Annotated in this window: 17 protein-coding genes and 1 tRNA gene; 10 read left to right on the forward strand and 8 right to left on the reverse strand. The window is 59.7% G+C overall.

Annotated elements, in window-relative coordinates; genetic code table 11:
* The first annotated feature begins 95 nt into the window (after positions 1-95).
* From CCOS191_RS15920 to CCOS191_RS15960, 9 genes are all read left to right on the forward strand, one after another.
* Positions 96-1,406 (forward strand): ABC transporter substrate-binding protein, encoded by a 1,311-nt coding sequence (locus CCOS191_RS15920; protein ID WP_046856054.1) that lies wholly within the window; start codon positions 96-98, stop codon positions 1,404-1,406.
* A gap of 71 nt (positions 1,407-1,477) precedes the next feature.
* A complete protein-coding gene (locus CCOS191_RS15925; protein WP_046856055.1) occupies positions 1,478-2,401 on the forward strand; it encodes a carbohydrate ABC transporter permease in 924 nt (307 codons plus the stop codon).
* 10 nt (positions 2,402-2,411) lie between these two features.
* Positions 2,412-3,245 (forward strand): carbohydrate ABC transporter permease, encoded by an 834-nt coding sequence (locus tag CCOS191_RS15930; RefSeq protein ID WP_046856056.1) that lies wholly within the window; start codon positions 2,412-2,414, stop codon positions 3,243-3,245.
* 126 nt (positions 3,246-3,371) lie between these two features.
* Entirely contained in the window at positions 3,372-4,484 is a 1,113-nt protein-coding gene (locus CCOS191_RS15935; RefSeq protein WP_046856057.1) for an ABC transporter ATP-binding protein, read from the forward strand.
* 377 nt (positions 4,485-4,861) lie between these two features.
* On the forward strand, positions 4,862-6,337 hold the full coding sequence (locus tag CCOS191_RS15940) for a mannitol dehydrogenase family protein (protein ID WP_046856058.1): 1,476 nt from the start codon (positions 4,862-4,864) through the stop codon (positions 6,335-6,337).
* A 16-nt stretch (positions 6,338-6,353) separates the two neighbouring features.
* Positions 6,354-7,844 carry a xylulokinase gene (gene xylB, locus CCOS191_RS15945; protein ID WP_046856059.1) on the forward strand — a complete coding sequence of 497 codons (1,491 nt, stop codon included), beginning with the start codon at positions 6,354-6,356 and terminating at the stop codon, positions 7,842-7,844.
* Between the two features lie 41 nt (positions 7,845-7,885).
* Complete coding sequence (locus CCOS191_RS15950; RefSeq protein WP_046856060.1) at positions 7,886-8,845, forward strand: carbohydrate kinase family protein; 960 nt, start codon at positions 7,886-7,888, stop codon at positions 8,843-8,845.
* Positions 8,846-9,066: 221 nt separating this feature from the next.
* Positions 9,067-9,630, forward strand: coding sequence for a hypothetical protein (locus CCOS191_RS15955; RefSeq protein WP_046856061.1), 564 nt, complete (start codon positions 9,067-9,069; stop codon positions 9,628-9,630).
* The gene (locus tag CCOS191_RS15960; protein ID WP_046856062.1) at positions 9,627-10,016 is read left to right on the forward strand and encodes a hypothetical protein; all 390 of its coding nucleotides are present in this window, start codon (positions 9,627-9,629) and stop codon (positions 10,014-10,016) included. Before CCOS191_RS15955 ends, CCOS191_RS15960 begins: the two co-directional genes overlap by 4 nt.
* A 125-nt stretch (positions 10,017-10,141) precedes the next feature.
* On the opposite strand, the gene CCOS191_RS15965 is transcribed toward CCOS191_RS15960, so the two are convergent.
* The 4 genes from CCOS191_RS15965 to CCOS191_RS27995 form a co-directional block, all read right to left on the reverse strand.
* The gene (locus CCOS191_RS15965) at positions 10,142-10,606 is read right to left on the reverse strand and encodes a DUF6998 domain-containing protein (protein WP_046856063.1); all 465 of its coding nucleotides are present in this window, start codon (positions 10,604-10,606) and stop codon (positions 10,142-10,144) included.
* Between the two features lie 148 nt (positions 10,607-10,754).
* Positions 10,755-11,063 carry a DUF3077 domain-containing protein gene (locus tag CCOS191_RS15970; RefSeq protein WP_052752622.1) on the reverse strand — a complete coding sequence of 103 codons (309 nt, stop codon included), beginning with the start codon at positions 11,061-11,063 and terminating at the stop codon, positions 10,755-10,757.
* A 76-nt stretch (positions 11,064-11,139) separates the two neighbouring features.
* The gene (locus tag CCOS191_RS15975) at positions 11,140-11,376 is read right to left on the reverse strand and encodes a hypothetical protein (protein ID WP_028688843.1); all 237 of its coding nucleotides are present in this window, start codon (positions 11,374-11,376) and stop codon (positions 11,140-11,142) included.
* A gap of 445 nt (positions 11,377-11,821) precedes the next feature.
* Positions 11,822-12,865: a hypothetical protein gene (locus tag CCOS191_RS27995; protein WP_134694182.1), complete on the reverse strand. Its 1,044-nt coding sequence runs from the start codon at positions 12,863-12,865 to the stop codon at positions 11,822-11,824.
* Positions 12,866-13,015: 150 nt separating this feature from the next.
* Between CCOS191_RS27995 and CCOS191_RS27480 the strand changes: the two genes are divergently transcribed.
* Complete coding sequence (locus CCOS191_RS27480; protein ID WP_197541418.1) at positions 13,016-14,167, forward strand: DNA cytosine methyltransferase; 1,152 nt, start codon at positions 13,016-13,018, stop codon at positions 14,165-14,167.
* A gap of 63 nt (positions 14,168-14,230) precedes the next feature.
* On the opposite strand, the gene CCOS191_RS15995 is transcribed toward CCOS191_RS27480, so the two are convergent.
* The 4 genes from CCOS191_RS15995 to ihfA all read right to left on the reverse strand — a co-directional run bounded on the left by CCOS191_RS15995 (position 14,231) and on the right by ihfA (position 16,422).
* On the reverse strand, positions 14,231-15,439 hold the full coding sequence (locus CCOS191_RS15995; RefSeq protein ID WP_156177610.1) for a hypothetical protein: 1,209 nt from the start codon (positions 15,437-15,439) through the stop codon (positions 14,231-14,233).
* A gap of 164 nt (positions 15,440-15,603) precedes the next feature.
* Positions 15,604-15,680: transfer RNA gene (locus tag CCOS191_RS16000), tRNA-Pro, on the reverse strand.
* A 102-nt stretch (positions 15,681-15,782) separates the two neighbouring features.
* A complete protein-coding gene (locus CCOS191_RS16005) occupies positions 15,783-16,139 on the reverse strand; it encodes a MerR family transcriptional regulator (protein WP_023629031.1) in 357 nt (118 codons plus the stop codon).
* The gene (gene ihfA / locus CCOS191_RS16010) at positions 16,120-16,422 is read right to left on the reverse strand and encodes an integration host factor subunit alpha (protein ID WP_009394049.1); all 303 of its coding nucleotides are present in this window, start codon (positions 16,420-16,422) and stop codon (positions 16,120-16,122) included. Before ihfA ends, CCOS191_RS16005 begins: the two co-directional genes overlap by 20 nt.

Here is a 16,422-nt window from a genome sequence, read left to right on the forward strand (position 1 = left end):
AGTATCAGCCAAGGTGCAGGCGAGGCTTTGTCGGCATCGCCGTGCACGGGTGTAATCAGCGCCGAGCGATACAAAAACAATAAGGGAGTTCACTGATGAACGACTCGATCAAGGCCTGCCTGGCCGCCGCCTGCCTCAGCCTGCCGCTGCATGCCCAGGCCGCCGACACCCTGACCATCGCCACGGTCAACAACAACGACATGATCCGCATGCAACGCCTGGCCAAGGTGTTCGAGCAGCAGCACCCGGACATCCAGCTCAAGTGGGTGGTGCTTGAAGAGAACGTGCTGCGCCAGCGCCTGACCACCGATATCGCCACCCAGGGCGGCCAGTTCGACGTGCTGACCATCGGCATGTACGAAGCCGCGCTGTGGGGTGCCAAGGGCTGGCTGGCGCCGATGACCGACCTGCCCGCCGACTACAACCTCGACGACGTGTTCCCCTCGGTGCGCAACGGCCTCTCGGCCAACGGCACGCTGTACGCCCTGCCCTTCTATGCCGAAGCCTCGATCACCTACTACCGCAAGGACCTGTTCGAGCAAGCCGGGCTGAGCATGCCCGAGCAACCCACCTGGACCCAGCTCGGCGAGTTCGCCGCCAAGCTCAACCAGCCCGACCAGGGCCAGTACGGCATCTGCCTGCGCGGCAAGGCCGGCTGGGGCGAGAACATGGCGCTGATCGGCACCGTGGCCAATGCCTTCGGCGCACGCTGGTTCGATGAGCAATGGAAACCCGAGTTCAGCGGCAGCGAATGGAAGAACGCGCTGAATTTCTATGTGAACACCCTCAAGCAATACGGCCCGCCCGGCGCCTCCAGCAACGGCTTCAACGAAAACCTCGCGCTGTTCAACAGCGGCAAGTGCGCGATGTGGGTCGACGCCAGCGTCGCCGGCTCGTTCGTCACCGACAAGACCCAGAGCAAGGTCGCCGACCAGGTCGGCTTCACCTTCGCGCCCAAGGAAGTCACCGACAAGGGCGCCACCTGGCTGTATTCCTGGGCACTGGCGATCCCCACCAGTTCCAAATCCAAGGACGCCGCCAGGACGTTCGCCACCTGGGCCACCTCCGAGGCCTACGGCAAGCTGGTGGCCGAGAAAGAAGGCGTGGCCAACGTGCCGCCCGGCACCCGCGCCTCGACCTACAACGACGCGTACCTGGCCGCCGCGCCATTCGCCAAGGTCACCCTCGAATCACTCAAGCGCGTCGACCCCAACCACCCCACCCTCAAGCCCGTGCCCTACGTCGGTATCCAGCTGGTGACCATCCCCGAGTTCCAGGCCATCGGCACCCAGGTCGGCAAGCTGTTCGCCGCCGCCCTCACCGGGCAGATGAAGGTGGACCAGGTGCTGGCCTCGGCCCAGCAATCCACCGAACGCGAGATGAAGCGCGCCGGTTACCCCAAGTAACCCGCAGCGCCCCCCGACCGCGCCGAACCCCGGCGCGGCGGCCGCCCCTTTTTGCTGCACACGGAGTCGCCATGAACACATCGGCCCTCGACACCCCGAGCCTCGCCACCGCACGCCCCGGCAAACGCCGCGTCGGCCCCGGCTGGTTCCTGGTCAGCCCTTCGGTGGCGCTGCTGCTGTTGTGGATGATCGTGCCCCTGGGCATGACCCTGTATTTCTCGCTGATCCGCTACAACCTGCTGTACCCCGGCGAAAACCAGTTCGTGGGCCTGGAGAACTTCGCCTTCTTCATCACCGACGCCGGCTTCATGCCCGGCGCCCTGAATACCCTGACCCTGGTCGGCAGCGTGCTGGCGATCAGCGTGGTGCTCGGCGTGCTGATTGCCGCGCTGCTGGAGGCCGGCGAGTTCTGGGGCCGCGGCGTGGTGCGGGTGCTGTTGATCTCGCCGTTCTTCATCATGCCCACGGTCAGCGCGCTGCTGTGGAAGAACCTGATCTTCCACCCGGTGTCGGGCATCCTCGCCGCCGTGTGGCGCCTGTTCGGCGCGCAACCGGTGGACTGGCTGGCGCACTACCCGCTGCTGTCGATCATCCTGATCGTGTCGTGGCAATGGCTGCCGTTCGCCATCCTGATCCTGATGACCGCCATGCAGTCGCTGGACCAGGAGCAGAAGGAAGCCGCGCGCCTGGATGGCGCAGGCCCCTTGGCGATCTTCTGGCACCTGACCCTGCCACACCTGGCGCGGCCCATCGCCGTGGTGGTGATGATCGAGACCATCTTCCTGCTGTCGGTGTTCGCCGAGATCTTCACCACCACCAGCGGCGGCCCCGGATACGAGTCCACCAACCTCGCCTACCTGATCTACAACCAGGCGCTGCTGCAGTTCGACGTCGGCATGGCCTCGGCCGGTGGCCTGATCGCCGTGCTGATCGCCAATATTGCCGCCATCGTGCTGGTCCGCATGATCGGCAAGAACCTCACCGCGCGCAGCTGAGGAGCCCGCCATGCTGACACTCAAGCAAACCCGCACCCTGAAGAACGCCCTGCTCGGCCTGCTGTGCTGGGCCATCGCCCTGGTGATCTTCTTCCCGATTTTCTGGATGCTGCTGACCAGCTTCAAGACCGAGCTGGACGCCTTCGCCACGCCGCCGCAGTTCATCTTCGCGCCGACGCTGGAGAACTACCTGCACATCAACGAGCGCAGCGACTACTTCGCCTACGCCTGGAACTCGGTGCTGATCTCGTTCTCGGCGACCCTGCTGTGCATGCTTATCGCCGTGCCGGCCGCCTACTCCATGGCCTTCTTCGAAACCCGCCACACCAAGCGCACGCTGCTGTGGATGCTGTCGACCAAGATGCTGCCGCCGGTGGGCGTGCTGATGCCGATCTACCTGCTGGCCAAGCAGTTTGGCCTGCTGGATTCGCGCCTGGCGCTGGTCATCGTCTACACCCTGATCAACCTGCCGATCGTGGTGTGGATGGTGTACACCTACTTCAAGGACATCCCCGTGGACATCCTCGAAGCGGCGCGTCTGGATGGCGCCGGCACCTGGCAGGAGATCGTCCGCGTGCTGCTGCCGATCGCCCGCGGCGGGCTGGCCTCGACCCTGCTGCTGTCGCTGATCCTGTGCTGGAACGAGGCGTTCTGGTCGCTCAACCTGACCTCGTCCGCCGCCGCCCCGCTGACCGCGCTGGTGGCCTCCTACTCCAGCCCCGAAGGGCTGTTCTGGGCCAAGCTCTCGGCCGTCTCGACCCTGGCCTGCGCGCCGATCCTGATCTTTGGCTGGATCAGCCAGAAGCAGCTGGTGCGCGGGCTCTCCTTCGGTGCTGTGAAATGACCTGGCTTCGCAATTCCGTTGTGGGAGCTGGCTTGCCAGCGATGGGCCGCAAAGCGGCCCCTTTGCAAGCCAGTAATCCCCACAGACCCTCATTCAATCAACCGGCCACCACAGAGGTGACTAGCCATGGCTGACCTGAAAATCCGCAACCTGCACAAAGGCTTCGATGGCCACGCCATCATCAAGGGCATCGACCTGGACGTGCGCGACCGCGAGTTCGTGGTGTTCGTCGGCCCCTCCGGCTGCGGCAAGTCCACCCTGCTGCGCCTGATCGCCGGCCTCGAGGAGGTCAGCAGCGGCAGCATCACCCTAGACGGCGCCGACATCACCGACACCGCCCCGGCCAAGCGCGACCTGGCCATGGTGTTCCAGACCTACGCCCTGTACCCGCACATGACCGTGCGCAAGAACCTGTCGTTCGCCCTGGACCTGGCCGGCGTCGCGAAGCACGAGGTCACCGCCAAGGTCGACAACGCCGCGTGCATCCTCGAGCTGCAACCGCTGCTCGAACGCAAGCCGCGCCAGCTCTCCGGCGGCCAGCGCCAGCGGGTGGCGATCGGCCGCGCCATCGTGCGCAACCCGAAGATCTTCCTGTTCGACGAGCCGCTGTCCAACCTCGACGCCGCCCTGCGCGTGCAGATGCGCCTGGAGCTGGCGCGCCTGCACCAGGAGCTGGCCGCGACGATGATCTACGTGACCCACGACCAGGTCGAGGCCATGACCCTGGCCGACAAGGTGGTGGTGCTCAACGGCGGGCGCGTCGAGCAAGTGGGCTCGCCGCTGGAGCTGTACCACCATCCGGCCAACCTGTTCGTCGCAGGGTTTCTCGGTACGCCGAAGATGGGCTTCCTGCGTGGCCACCTGAGCCGTAACCAGGGCAACCAGTGCGAGGTAGCCCTCGAATGTGGTGCGCGCATCGCCCTGCCGCTGTGCGCGGGCGAGCTGCATACCGGCAGCCAGGTGACCCTGGGGATCAGGCCCGAGCACCTGAGCATCAGCCCGGTGTGCCAGGGCGCGCCGGGCTCGCTGCAGGTGACGGCCGATGTCAGCGAGCGGCTGGGCAGCGACAGCTACTGCCATGTGCGCGCCGCGTCCGGCGAGATGCTCACCGTGCGCGTGCGCGGGGACTTTGCGCCGGGGTATGGCGAGGCGCTGGAGTTGGGATTTGATCCGAGCCAGTGCCATCTGTTTGACAGCAATGGGCAGGCGCTCGACAAGCGTCTGCAGCAGGTGGCCTGAGGTGTTCGGCGGGAGGGTTGTGGCGCTCTTGAGATCGAGCGCCGCCCGCGCGGCGCATCGCTGGCAAGCCAGCTCCCACATCTGTTTCGGGCCAGTTACTTCTGGTCCATCTCCACTGTCCGCCTTGTTTGTACGACGCGGTTTCAGCATTGGCGCTGATGCCGCACCACCAGACTTGAGACATGCACCAAGGCGGACAGTGGAGACCTCACAGGATTGACTGGCCCGAAACAAATGTGGGAGCTGGCTTGCCAGCGATGCGCCGCGCGGGCGGCGCTCGATCTCGAGAGCGCTACAAAACTACCGCCAAGCACCTCGCCGCCATCACGCGATCAACAGCCTCAACGGCCTACGACCTCGAAAGGAATGCCCCCAGCATGAAACTGAACAACCCCAACCTAGACCACCTCCCCCCCACCGTCGCCCGCCCCAGCTACGACCCAAGCCAATTGCGCCAGGGCATCGTGCACATCGGCGTCGGCGGCTTCCACCGCGCCCACCAGGCCGCCTACACCGACGCCCTGATGAACCTGGGCGAAGGCCTCGACTGGGCCATCTGCGGCGCCGGCCTGCGCCGCGAAGACCGCGCCATGCGCGACGCGCTGACCGCGCAAGACCACCTCTACACCCTGTTCGAACTGGGCGACCAACCCGACACCCAGATCCGCGTGATCGCCGCGATCAACGGCATGCTGCTGGCCGAGGACGGCGCCGAAGCGCTGCTGGTTAAACTGGCCGAACCCAACATCCGCATCGTCTCGCTGACCATCACCGAAGGCGGCTACTGCATCGACGACAGCACCGGCGAATTCCGCGCCGACCTGCCGCAGATCCAGCACGACCTGGCCAACCCGCAAGCCCCGCAGAGCGTGTTCGGCTTCCTCTGCGAAGCCCTGCGCCGCCGCCGCGAGGCCGGCAGTGGGCCGTTCACGGTGATGTCCTGCGACAACCTCCCGCACAACGGCGACGTCGCCCGCAAGGCCCTGCTGGCCTTCGCCCACCTGCAGAACCACGACCTGGCCCGCTGGATCGACGGCCACGTCAGCTTCCCCAATGCCATGGTCGACCGCATCACCCCGATGACCAGCCCCGCCCACCGCCAGCAGCTGCTCGAGCGCCACGGCGTCGACGATGCCTGGCCGGTGGTGTGCGAACCGTTTTTGCAATGGGTGGTGGAAGACAGGTTCGTCGCCGGCCGCCCGGCCTGGGAGCAGGTCGGCGTACAGTTCACCGACGACGTCACGCCCTATGAAGAAATGAAGATCAAGCTGCTCAACGGCAGCCACCTGGCCCTCACCTACCTGGGCTTTTTGCAGGGCTACCGCTTCGTCCACGAGACCCTCGCCGACCCGCTACTGCGCCGCTACATGCACACCTTCATGGACCAGGACGTCACCCCGCAACTGGCCCCGGTACCGGGCATCGACCTGACGCGCTACAAGCACAGCCTCACCGAACGCTTCGCCAACCGCGCCATCGCCGACCAGCTGGAGCGCGTGTGCTCCGACGGCTCGTCGAAATTCCCCAAGTTCATCGTGCCCACCGCCAACCGCCTGATCGCCGACGGCAAGCCCCTGGAGCGCGTGGCCCTGGTAGTGGCCGCCTGGGCCCTGTACCTGCGCGGCGAGGACGAACAGGGCACCCGCTACAGCATCCCCGACCCCCGCGCCGCCGACTGCCAGGCCCGGGTGGCGCAGCGCGACGGTCTGGCCGCCCGGGTGCTCGGCGACGAGGCGATCTTCGGCACGGCGATCCCCGCATCCAAAGCCTTCGTCAGCGCCTTCGAGCGCCTATACGACAGCTTGCGCGAAGTCGGCGTGAGTGAAACCCTGCGCCAGGTCCTCGGCGACTGACACGGAGGCTTTCGAAATGGACGGACTGTTCCTCGGCATCGACTGCGGTACCCAGGGCACCAAGGCCCTGGTGCTGGACGCCGGCAGCGGCCAGGTGCTGGGCCTGGGCAGCGCCGCCCATGCGCCACCCCAAGGCCGAGATGGCCGACGCGAGCAGGACCCGGCCGACTGGCTGCAAGCCCTGCGCACGGCGGTGTCCGCTGCGTTGCACGATGCCGGTGTGGATGGCCAGGCCATTCGCGCATTGGCGGTGTCCGGCCAGCAACACAGCCTGGTGCTGCTCGACGCCCAAGGCCAGGTGCTGCGCCCAGCCAAACTTTGGTGCGACACCGAAAGCGCGCCTGAGAACGCGGAGTTGCTCGATACCCTCGGCGGCGCCCAGGGCTCGCTTGAACGCCTCGGGCTGGTGATCGCGCCGGGCTATACCGTTTCCAAGTTGCTGTGGACCCAGCGCCAACATCCCGAACTGTTCGCCCGCCTCGCCCATATCCTGCTGCCCCACGACTACCTGAATTACTGGCTGAGCGGTCGCGTCTGTACTGAGCCCGGCGACGCCTCCGGCACCGGCTACTACGATGTGCGCAGCAGGACCTGGGCGCCTGATGTCCTTCAGCACATCGAGCCCGGCGAGCGTCTTTTGGCTGCGCTGCCTGAACTGGTCGAATCCGGCGATTGCCTCGGCACCCTGCGCAAACAGGCCGCCATTGCCCTCGGCCTGAGCCCACAGACTTTGGTAGCCACTGGCGGCGGCGACAACATGCTCGGTGCCATCGGCACCGGCAATATCGCCCCCGGCATGATCACCCTGAGCCTCGGCACCTCCGGCACCCTGGCCGCCCATGCCGACCAGCCCCACGTCAGCGCCCAGGGCGAAGTAGCGACCTTTTGCGCCTCCAGCGGCGGCTGGTTGCCGTTGATCTGCACCATGAACCTCACCAGCGCCTGCGCCCTGGCGCGCGACCTGCTGGAACTCGACCTCGACCGCTTCACTGAGCTCGCCGCCCAAGCCCCGATCGGCGCCGACGGCCTGCTGATGCTGCCCTTCTTCGACGGCGAACGCGTGCCCGCGCTGCCCGAAGCCACGGCCAGCCTGCACGGCATGACCAGTGCCAACCTGACCCGCGCCAACCTTTGTCGCGCCGTGCTCGAAGGCACCTGCTTCAGCCTGCGTTACGGCCTCGACCTGCTGCGCGCCAGCGGCCTGCCAGGCAGCGAAATCCGCCTGGTCGGCGGCGCGGCGAAAAGCCCGCTTTGGCGCCAGATACTGGCCGACCTGCTCGGCCTGCCGGTGGTATGCCCCCAACAGACAGAAGCCGCCGCCCTCGGCGCCGCAATTCAGGCCGCCTGGAGCCTCGGCCGCCAGCTGGGCCAGGGCGACAACCTCGAAACCCTGTGCCAACGCTGCGTCGCCCTCGACGAAAGCACCCGAACCCTGCCCCGCCCGGCGCAACAGGCCGAGTACGAGGTCGCCTATCAACGCTACCGGGATCAACTGCCTGCGCACTGAGCGCAGGTATCCTGCCCTTATCTATCGTTCTGGAGAACTGCATGTACCTGGTGTGTGGCGAGGCCCTGTTCGATGTCTTCAGCCTGGAAAACAGCAACCGCAGCAGCGAGCTGGGGTTTACCGCGATTGCCGGCGGGTCGCCGCTCAACGTCGCTGTCGGCCTGCGCCGGCTGGGCGTGGAATCGGCGTTGTTCGGCGGGTTGTCCAGCGACTACCTCGGCGCCCGGCTGCGCCGGGTACTGGAAGAGGAACGGGTGGACTGCCGCTACGTGGTGACCAGTGCTGCGCCGACCACCCTGGCCATGGTCGGGCTGGATGCCAATGGCTCGGCGCAGTATCAGTTTCGCGGTGAAGGGTGTGCGGATCGGCAGGTGATGCTGGAGCATCTGCCGGTGCTGGATGAGCGTGTGCGGGGGTTGCATGTGGGCTCGTACACCCTGGTGGTGCAACCCGTAGCCGATACGCTGTTGGCGCTGGTGGAGCGCGAGCGGGACCGGCGCTTGATCAGCCTTGATCCGAATGTGCGGCTTAATCCGCAGCCGGATGTGGCGCTGTGGCGGCGGCAGGTGGAAGCCTTTGCCGGACATGCGCATGTGATCAAGGCCAGTGAGGAAGACATCGCCCTGCTCTATCCGGGCCGGGAGACTCGGGACGTGGCCCGAGGCTGGCTGAACGAGCGCTGCCGACTGGTTTTCATCACCCATGGAGCAGATGGAGCCAGCGTGCATTGCGCACATGGCTCATGGCAGCGCCCAGCAGATACCTCGTTGCCAGTAAGCGACACCGTAGGCGCCGGTGACACCTTCCAAGCCGCCGTGCTCGCCTACCTGGCTCGCCTAGGAGCAGACAGCCCAACCGGTGTGGCGACGCTCCCCCATAAAACCATCGATGCAATCCTCGCCTACGCAATCCATGCCGCAGCGATCACCTGCTCCCGAACAGGCCCGAACCTGCCCTTCGACCATGAGCTGCCAGCCAATCCATACGCCGCCCCCCTGTAGGAGCGGCCTTGCGCCGCGAAAGGACCGCAAAGCGGTCCCGGCGATTGCCGCCCAAACCACAACCCCAACCTCAAACAATCCAACCACCCACCATCCAAGACTCCGCTTACTGCCTCACCGCGCTACAAGCCCTTGGCCATTAGCACAACCGCCCTAATCGACCCGACTCACCCAGCGCTCGTATAGTCCCTTCTTGATTACAAAAACCAGGAAAGGACTCCATGGGTCGCAAACTTCCCCCCTTCTGCCAATGGCTGGCCATCCTGGCCCTCACCTGCAGCACCCCGGCCCTGGCCGCACCCGCCTCGGGCGACTACTGGATCATCTACGGCAAAGGCGAACGCCTGCACAACGAGGTCTACGTCGCCGATGCCGCCGGCATCCTGCAAAAGCCCGGTGGCGTGCAATCTGCCCAGGTCATGCAGCTGTTTGAAGACCCGGCCTTCCCGACCCTCGCCGCTTACGAGGTGCAGGTCAAGTGCAAACAGCGGCAGATCCGCCTGGACAGCGCCCGGGCGATACGTCGCTTCGACGGCGCCGTGCGCGATGTGAAAACCAACGCCAAAGACTGGGCCGCACCAAAGGACTACTGGTTGCAGCGCACCTTCGCCTTCGTCTGCGCCCCCGACAACCGCGCGCGCAACCAGATGCTGTCGATCGGCAAGATGCCGGCGGCGAAGATGGTTGCCACCATCCAGGCCATGTTCATCCAGTTGATTGGCGTGCAGGCCAACAGCCAGGCGGTGCAGGAGCTGGACGACATGCTGGCGAACACCCCACGATGAGCACGCGCCCTCTGCTGATCCTTGGCCTGTTGCTGCCGACGTTGGCCGGCTGCATCCCGACCCTGCCAGAGCTGATGGCAGGCAACCAATGGCAAGGGCGCGACGCCAAGCAGGCCATCGACTTCTTCGGCCCGCCCATGCGCATGGAGCCGTTGCCCGACGGCGCTGGGGTGCAGTTGGGCTGGTACCGCGATACCACCTACGTGCAAAAGGAGGTGGTCGGCAGCACCGCCGAGATGCAAGGCAACGTGATGGTCCATACCAATTACTGGGACGACGTGGCCCATCCTGGCGGCTGTACGATCCTGATGTCGGTGAACAAGGCGCGGCAGATCAACGATTTCTCCACCAAGGGGCGCTGTAACGGCGTGAACCTGGCGCCATAGCGACAAGGCGAAAAACAAATCCTGTGGGAGCGGGCTTGCCCGCGAACACCGGCGCAGCCGGTGCCATCCACCACATGGCCTGCTTCGTAGCGACCTAGGGGCCTACCCTACCAAACCAACTCCGCTCAACGCCGCGGTATCCGATCCTGCTCAGCCACCGTGCCATTTAGCCGCCTGAGCATGGCCATCAGATTCCCATGCAACCCCGTACGCGTAGGCCTACGCCCAGCCAGTTGCTGCTGGATCAAGTAGCCCGGACCGTTGTAGACCTCTTCAAACGTGCCGTCCCGGTTCATGCGAATACCGAGGTAATAGTCAGGCACGTGGTGCACGGGGAATGTCAGGGTGGTGCCGAAGGTGGTCTTGATTTGCACATTACGCCCCGCATCACACACCGCATCGTGATGCTTGGTGAGCCCGTCATTGAGCGTCAGCCTGTACGCAAGACTCGCCACCACCTCGCCGATATCGCCGACCAACCTGCCGTCCAGGGTAAAAGGCTTGCCAGGATAGGCAGCCTGCAGTTGCCCAACAGCGGCGAATAGATCGTGCAGTGCGTTTTTGATCTTCGGTTCAATGGTCGCATCCATGGGCAGGCCTATAGCTGAATACGGTGTCGTCGGCGGTACAGCGCACAACGTTGCTCGGTAGCGCTGGACTAGTGCAGCTGAATATTCCCTCACAACGTCAGAATGGGAAAGCGCCCAGGCAATATTGCCTGGGCGATTTACTCAATCGCTATTCGGCCGGCAAACGAACCGTCAGCCCATGATTTACATCCTGGGCCAACGCCTTGGCCATGCCACTTAGGTAATGCACCGCCGTCAGCAGCGTAGGCAGATGATCAGTCTCCACCATCGCCAGATCACTGATCTTGTGCACCGCACACATCAGCACGGTCGCCTGCTCCACCGCATGGTCCAGCGGATGCCCCGCCACCACGCGGAACAGCGGGTCTTGCACACCCGCCTGCGCGCCTTCGCCGAAATGCCCGACGCCGGTGGTGGCGAGTTTCTTGATGCGCGGGATTTGCAATTCCTTCTCCATACCATTCCTCCTGCGGCCCCGCGAACAGCGCGGGGCCTGATCGGTGAAGATCAAGTGCGAGCCCAGGCTCGCCAGGTCAGTGCCGGGATTGCACGCGGCTCAGCGCTACTTCCACCAAGGTGCGGGCGCTGTCGATTTCGTGCATGGCGGCGAGGGTCAGGACCTGGCCTGGGGGTTTGGCGTGGAGCAGGACGGTCTGCTGGCTGACGGTCAGGGCGCAGACGAGGTATTCGGAGATCTGGACCAGGAGGTCTTCGAGGGTGTGGGTGGTGTATTTGTCGTGTAGGGGTGGATCGGGGACGATCTTTAGCATGTTGTTTCTCCGTCTCGGTGGAGCCACCACACCCTGCTGTCAAACAGAGGGTGGCAGCTGTACGTGGGTTGACAGACCGAGGAGACGAAGAAAACCCGGCGCACACGAGGTGCCCCACGTACAGCCGCCATAACGGCTTGCTACGAGACTTCGTTCTACCTGCGGCCTGTCAAAGCCGGTCGCTGGATTGGTAGCGACTTGGCGAGACTAGCCGTCTGATAGACGAGCAGCAACAGACAGTAAGACCATATTAGTATGCTTGGGAAATGTACTACAAAAAAGTAGGAATAATCCTAAGTTCGCCCTGGGCCTGCTAGTTAAATATTGTTACGCCATACTAGGGACCGATCCTACCCAGCACACAAGCAGACACAGTGAAAAACAAACAACAACATACCCCAATGCACAGACCAAAACACTCAGCCACACATACCCTACAGATTTATCAGTCAAGAGCAATCAAGTTATCAAAGCGCTTCATCAGACCATCAAAATGTTCGACCGCATGCGGCACCCCACTCACAATATTTGACAAATTAAATGCCCCTTGAAGCAGCCCTTGATTCTTCATGGCTTTAAGCCCATTATGTGTCGTACCTCGGCTAGTCTTTCCTGTCACCATCTCTTCTGAAATCAAGGTCCCGAAGAACAGTCGGCCGCGATCGATATTTTCTGCCGCCCAAGTACGCAAATGGTTATAAAGACCAGGCAGCCAACTTTCCCACGCATTAGAAAGATCTTTCCTACCTTTAATTTCTCCGACGGCCACTTCCACCGACCGGTTAAATACTCTAACATCAGGCCTATCTCCCCCACTCACAAACTCGAAGAACAGAACCCCTGAAATACGAATACGCTTCACTTCCGAAATTGAAACAGACGCAGAGTGTGCAACCCACTCCTCTAGACCATATACAACCTCAACATCAGTTGCCCTACCCCTAGCTTCGAACCATTGAATAATCAATGCTTTAAGAATATCAACCGCATCGTTACCACCAATATTTTGACTCTGACCAATGATTCTCCCGCCTAGAATCATAAGCACAACAGAAAGCGCCAACATTCTGTCATCACAGCTATCAGGAGCAAACTGCGAGTCAATTTCAAAGTTCACCCAATCAGAGAATGCTTGCATTTGTGCTGGTAAAACGACTCCCCCTTCTCTGAGTTTTTTAACCATACCTTCAGGTCGTCGGTTCAAACCAAACTGCCTACACCTACCAGACAAATTTCGAAGGGTTTTTATTGAATAACCCGCTAAACTTATATACCAATCTGCAGCATGCTTCTCTGTCAGAAGTATCTCTGGATTGCATCGATAGAGCCCGCCAACTGCGAGCAGTCTGATGGAAAGCGCCGAATAAATGCCATAATTTTTTACAATAAGGTCGACCTTTCGCTCACGATCTAGCACCCAGGCGGACTCTTCATCCCCGCCTATCAAAGCCTCTACTGCTGGAAACTCGAGATCAGTAAGATATGACATACATCGATCCAATATTAATTTAGTTTTACAACAAACTATTTAATCTTAAACCGCATATTACCATGTCGAGAAAAAATCGCCATTATTGCAATGGAAATTAATCCGTGCTATTATTTTTCGTTTTTATCTAAACCTTGCAGGACCTACCCAATGCACTGGACCGTCGTCGACTTATTCTCTGGCTGTGGCGGGATGAGCCACGGGTTCTATAGTCATAAGGACCATTTTAAAATAATTGGTGCAGTCGACCTGCAAAAAGGCAAGCCTGGCAAAGGGAAAAGCCCCGGCTCCTCGACTCAGTGCAACCCTACATACGCAAGAAACATAGGGATCGAACCCAAAAATGCCGACCTCTCGATCCTATCTCCTAGCGCCTACCGCCAAGAACTTAATCTAAGGCGTGGAGAGTTAAACGTATTGATATCTTGCGCCCCTTGCACTGGTTTCTCGCAAAAAAACTCTAAGAACCACGTTGAGGATGATCCTCGCAACCAGCTCGTTGTGCGCACCGGCGACTTTGTAGAAGAGTTTCTGCCAGAATTTTTGGTAATGGAAAATGTCAAAGAAATTCTTCAAGGCAAGCAAAAGCATCATTTCAATGTACTTCTAAATAGGCTTGAAAACGAACTTGGATACAAGGTCTGGTACGAAGTTCACGATCTCGCCGAGCTTGGGCTGCCCCAGCGTCGCATCCGTTTCCTTCTCATTGCCTGGCGAGACGGTACGGTGAAGCCCTTGCCAAAAGGAAAACTCCCCCCGGTAACAGTGCGGGAGACAATTGCACATCTTCCGCATTTACTCGCAGGGGAGCAGGACCCTTTCGATCCCATGCACATAGCCCCAGGGAATACATCGAAAGTTCTAGATAGAATTCGCGCGACACCTAAAAATGGTGGCTCATGGTCTGACATCATGAATAACCCAAAGCTCACCGCGGAGGATAAAGAATATTTACTTATCCCTGCCATGTTTAGAGCAAGACCCGGTTCATTCCCTGATGTATATGGCCGCCTGTGGTGGGATCGCCCTGCCATCACGATCACACGCGAATGTGGCCACACGGGGAATGGTCGGTATCTTCATCCTGAACAAGATAGGCTGCTGAGCGTTCGCGAGATGTCCCTGCTGCAAGGATTCCCGAAAAATTATGTTTTCGAAGGCAAACTCTCCGCAAAATATAATCAAATCGGCGATTCGGTCCCACCACTCATTTCAAAACAGATTGCAGCTCATATAATAAGCATGAAATTAGAAAGCCTTAGTAAAGACAAAACAGAAGAAGACTTATCAGCCTACGCCTAAAATCCAGGGTGGCAACGGAAAGCCACCCATGTAAGATTTTATACTGACGATTTATCAGAAGCACTAGACATTAAGATCAATAGTTTGAATTGAACCATAGTCCATCCTTAAGTCCTGTTTATTCAAAACCCCAGCCGCATTACTCATCTCAATTCCATAAGCCTTAACTATCTGCGTCTGAACAAAGGATGGCGGAAGACCTTTTAGCGCCGTCAAGTCTGATTCACGCGCAATTTTCAAATAACAATCAGCCGCCTGCATCTCAAGCTCGAAATTCTTAATCTTCTCACCATGTATTTTTGCATCCAGAAGCTCAATTTCTTTAGCTTTTATCTTCTTATCAATTTCATGTAACTCCTTAGCACGCTTCTCTTGTTGAAAAGCTTGATAAGCCGTTACACCCGCTTCAAATAGCGCACCTAACGGGCTATTTTTCTTAATTTCCTTTAACTCTAGCCCCGTGCGCTCTTGCTTATTGACCAGCGAACGCCCAAGTACTCTTAATTTACCATGACCGACTCTCGCGCACACCAGAGGCCTAACAGTGGCATCAAACTTATCAAAAAAGGAAGTGAGAAAATTAGCAAGCCGCCGCTCATCACGAGCATTCGAAGTCAATAACTCCAGCCGTTCGTCGTCTGTCAATCCAGAAAGCTGCAGTAAATCTTTATCTGACTGACGCCTAAATTTATCCGCCTCAACCAATGCGCGCTCAACATCCCCCCGCTTCAGCTCTTTCTTTTTCTTACCTTTTTCAACCGCAATTCTATAGCTTTTTTCCGCCTGATCCAAAGCCAAGTCTATGAGGCGCGACCTTACCAACTCGACCCCTTCGACACCTAAAGATTCATACAACCCCACAACAGCCTCCAGTCTCAGAGGCTGTACGCGACGAATTTTTAATAGCGAATTTACCGACTTAAAGGCCAGATACAAGTACCTATAATTACTTGACCACTCACTTGGCACCAAAGCAACCGGGAGCCCAATTGGATAGAAAAGCTTGGCAGCATACGCTTCCGATATCAAATTCATCTCTGCATAACGCTCATATAGCGGCAGAGAGTGATCAAAAATAATTATATCCTCAGCAGCAACCCCATGATTTAATGCAGAGCAAATAGAGTTTAGCAGTTCAAATTTATAATAAACAGTATTGAAACCCTTTAGGAAACTAGCTATCTCCCAAGGATAAAGCGGCTCATCTCGCCTTTGAATAAATTTAAAACGGACTCGTGTCTCTATATTCTTATATACATAATCATCAAACATTCCAAACCCCTTTACCAGACACGAAAGATCACTGATGGCACAATAATGCCAACGTTATCGGTATAGGTAAAGATCCTACGACCTGAGCCATAAAGCGAGGCGTGTCTTTTTTGAGCAAACGAAAAAGCCCAGTCGTTTTCGACTGGGCTTTTTCGTTTCAATAATGGTCGGGACGGAGTGATTCGAACACTCGACCCCTTGCACCCCATGCAAGTGCGCTACCGGGCTGCGCTACGCCCCGACAAGGCGGTTCTCAATGCTGCCGAGAACGAGAAGAAATGTACCCTAACCTTTTGATTAATGGAAGCTTTTTTTTAAAAAACTTTCCACTCGTCGGCTCTGGTCACTTCTTGAGCACCACCAACACATCCTCCAACTCCGCAATCATCTGCCGAATCAGCTGCTTGTACTGGCTGGACTCATCCTTGACCTCATCACTGGAGAGCCGCAGTCGCGCCCCGCCAATAGTAAAGCCCTGGTCATACAGCAAAGCGCGGATCTGGCGGATCATCAGCACGTCCTGGCGCTGATAATACCGCCGGTTGCCACGGCGCTTCACCGGGTTGAGCTGCGTGAATTCCTGCTCCCAGTAGCGCAGCACGTGCGGTTTTACCGCACAGAGCTCGCTGACTTCACCGATGGTGAAGTAGCGTTTGCCCGGGATGGGGGGCAGCTCGTCGTTATGGCTTGGTTCCAGCATAGGCCTCTACCCGGGCTTTCAGCTTCTGCCCTGGACGAAAGGTGACGACGCGGCGCGCGGTGATCGGGATCTCTTCCCCTGTTTTAGGGTTGCGGCCCGGCCGCTGGCGTTTGTCGCGAAGGTCGAAGTTGCCGAAACCGGACAACTTGACCTGCTCGTTGTCTTCAAGCGCGTGCCGAATTTCTTCGAAAAACAGCTCGACCAGCTCCTTGGCCTCACGCTTGTTAAGCCCCAGCTCCTCGTACAGCCTTTCGGCCATCTCAGCTTTCGTCAGAGCACCCAT

The organism is Pseudomonas sp. CCOS 191, assembly GCF_001007005.1.
Taxonomy (GTDB): Bacteria; Pseudomonadota; Gammaproteobacteria; order Pseudomonadales; family Pseudomonadaceae; genus Aquipseudomonas; species Aquipseudomonas soli.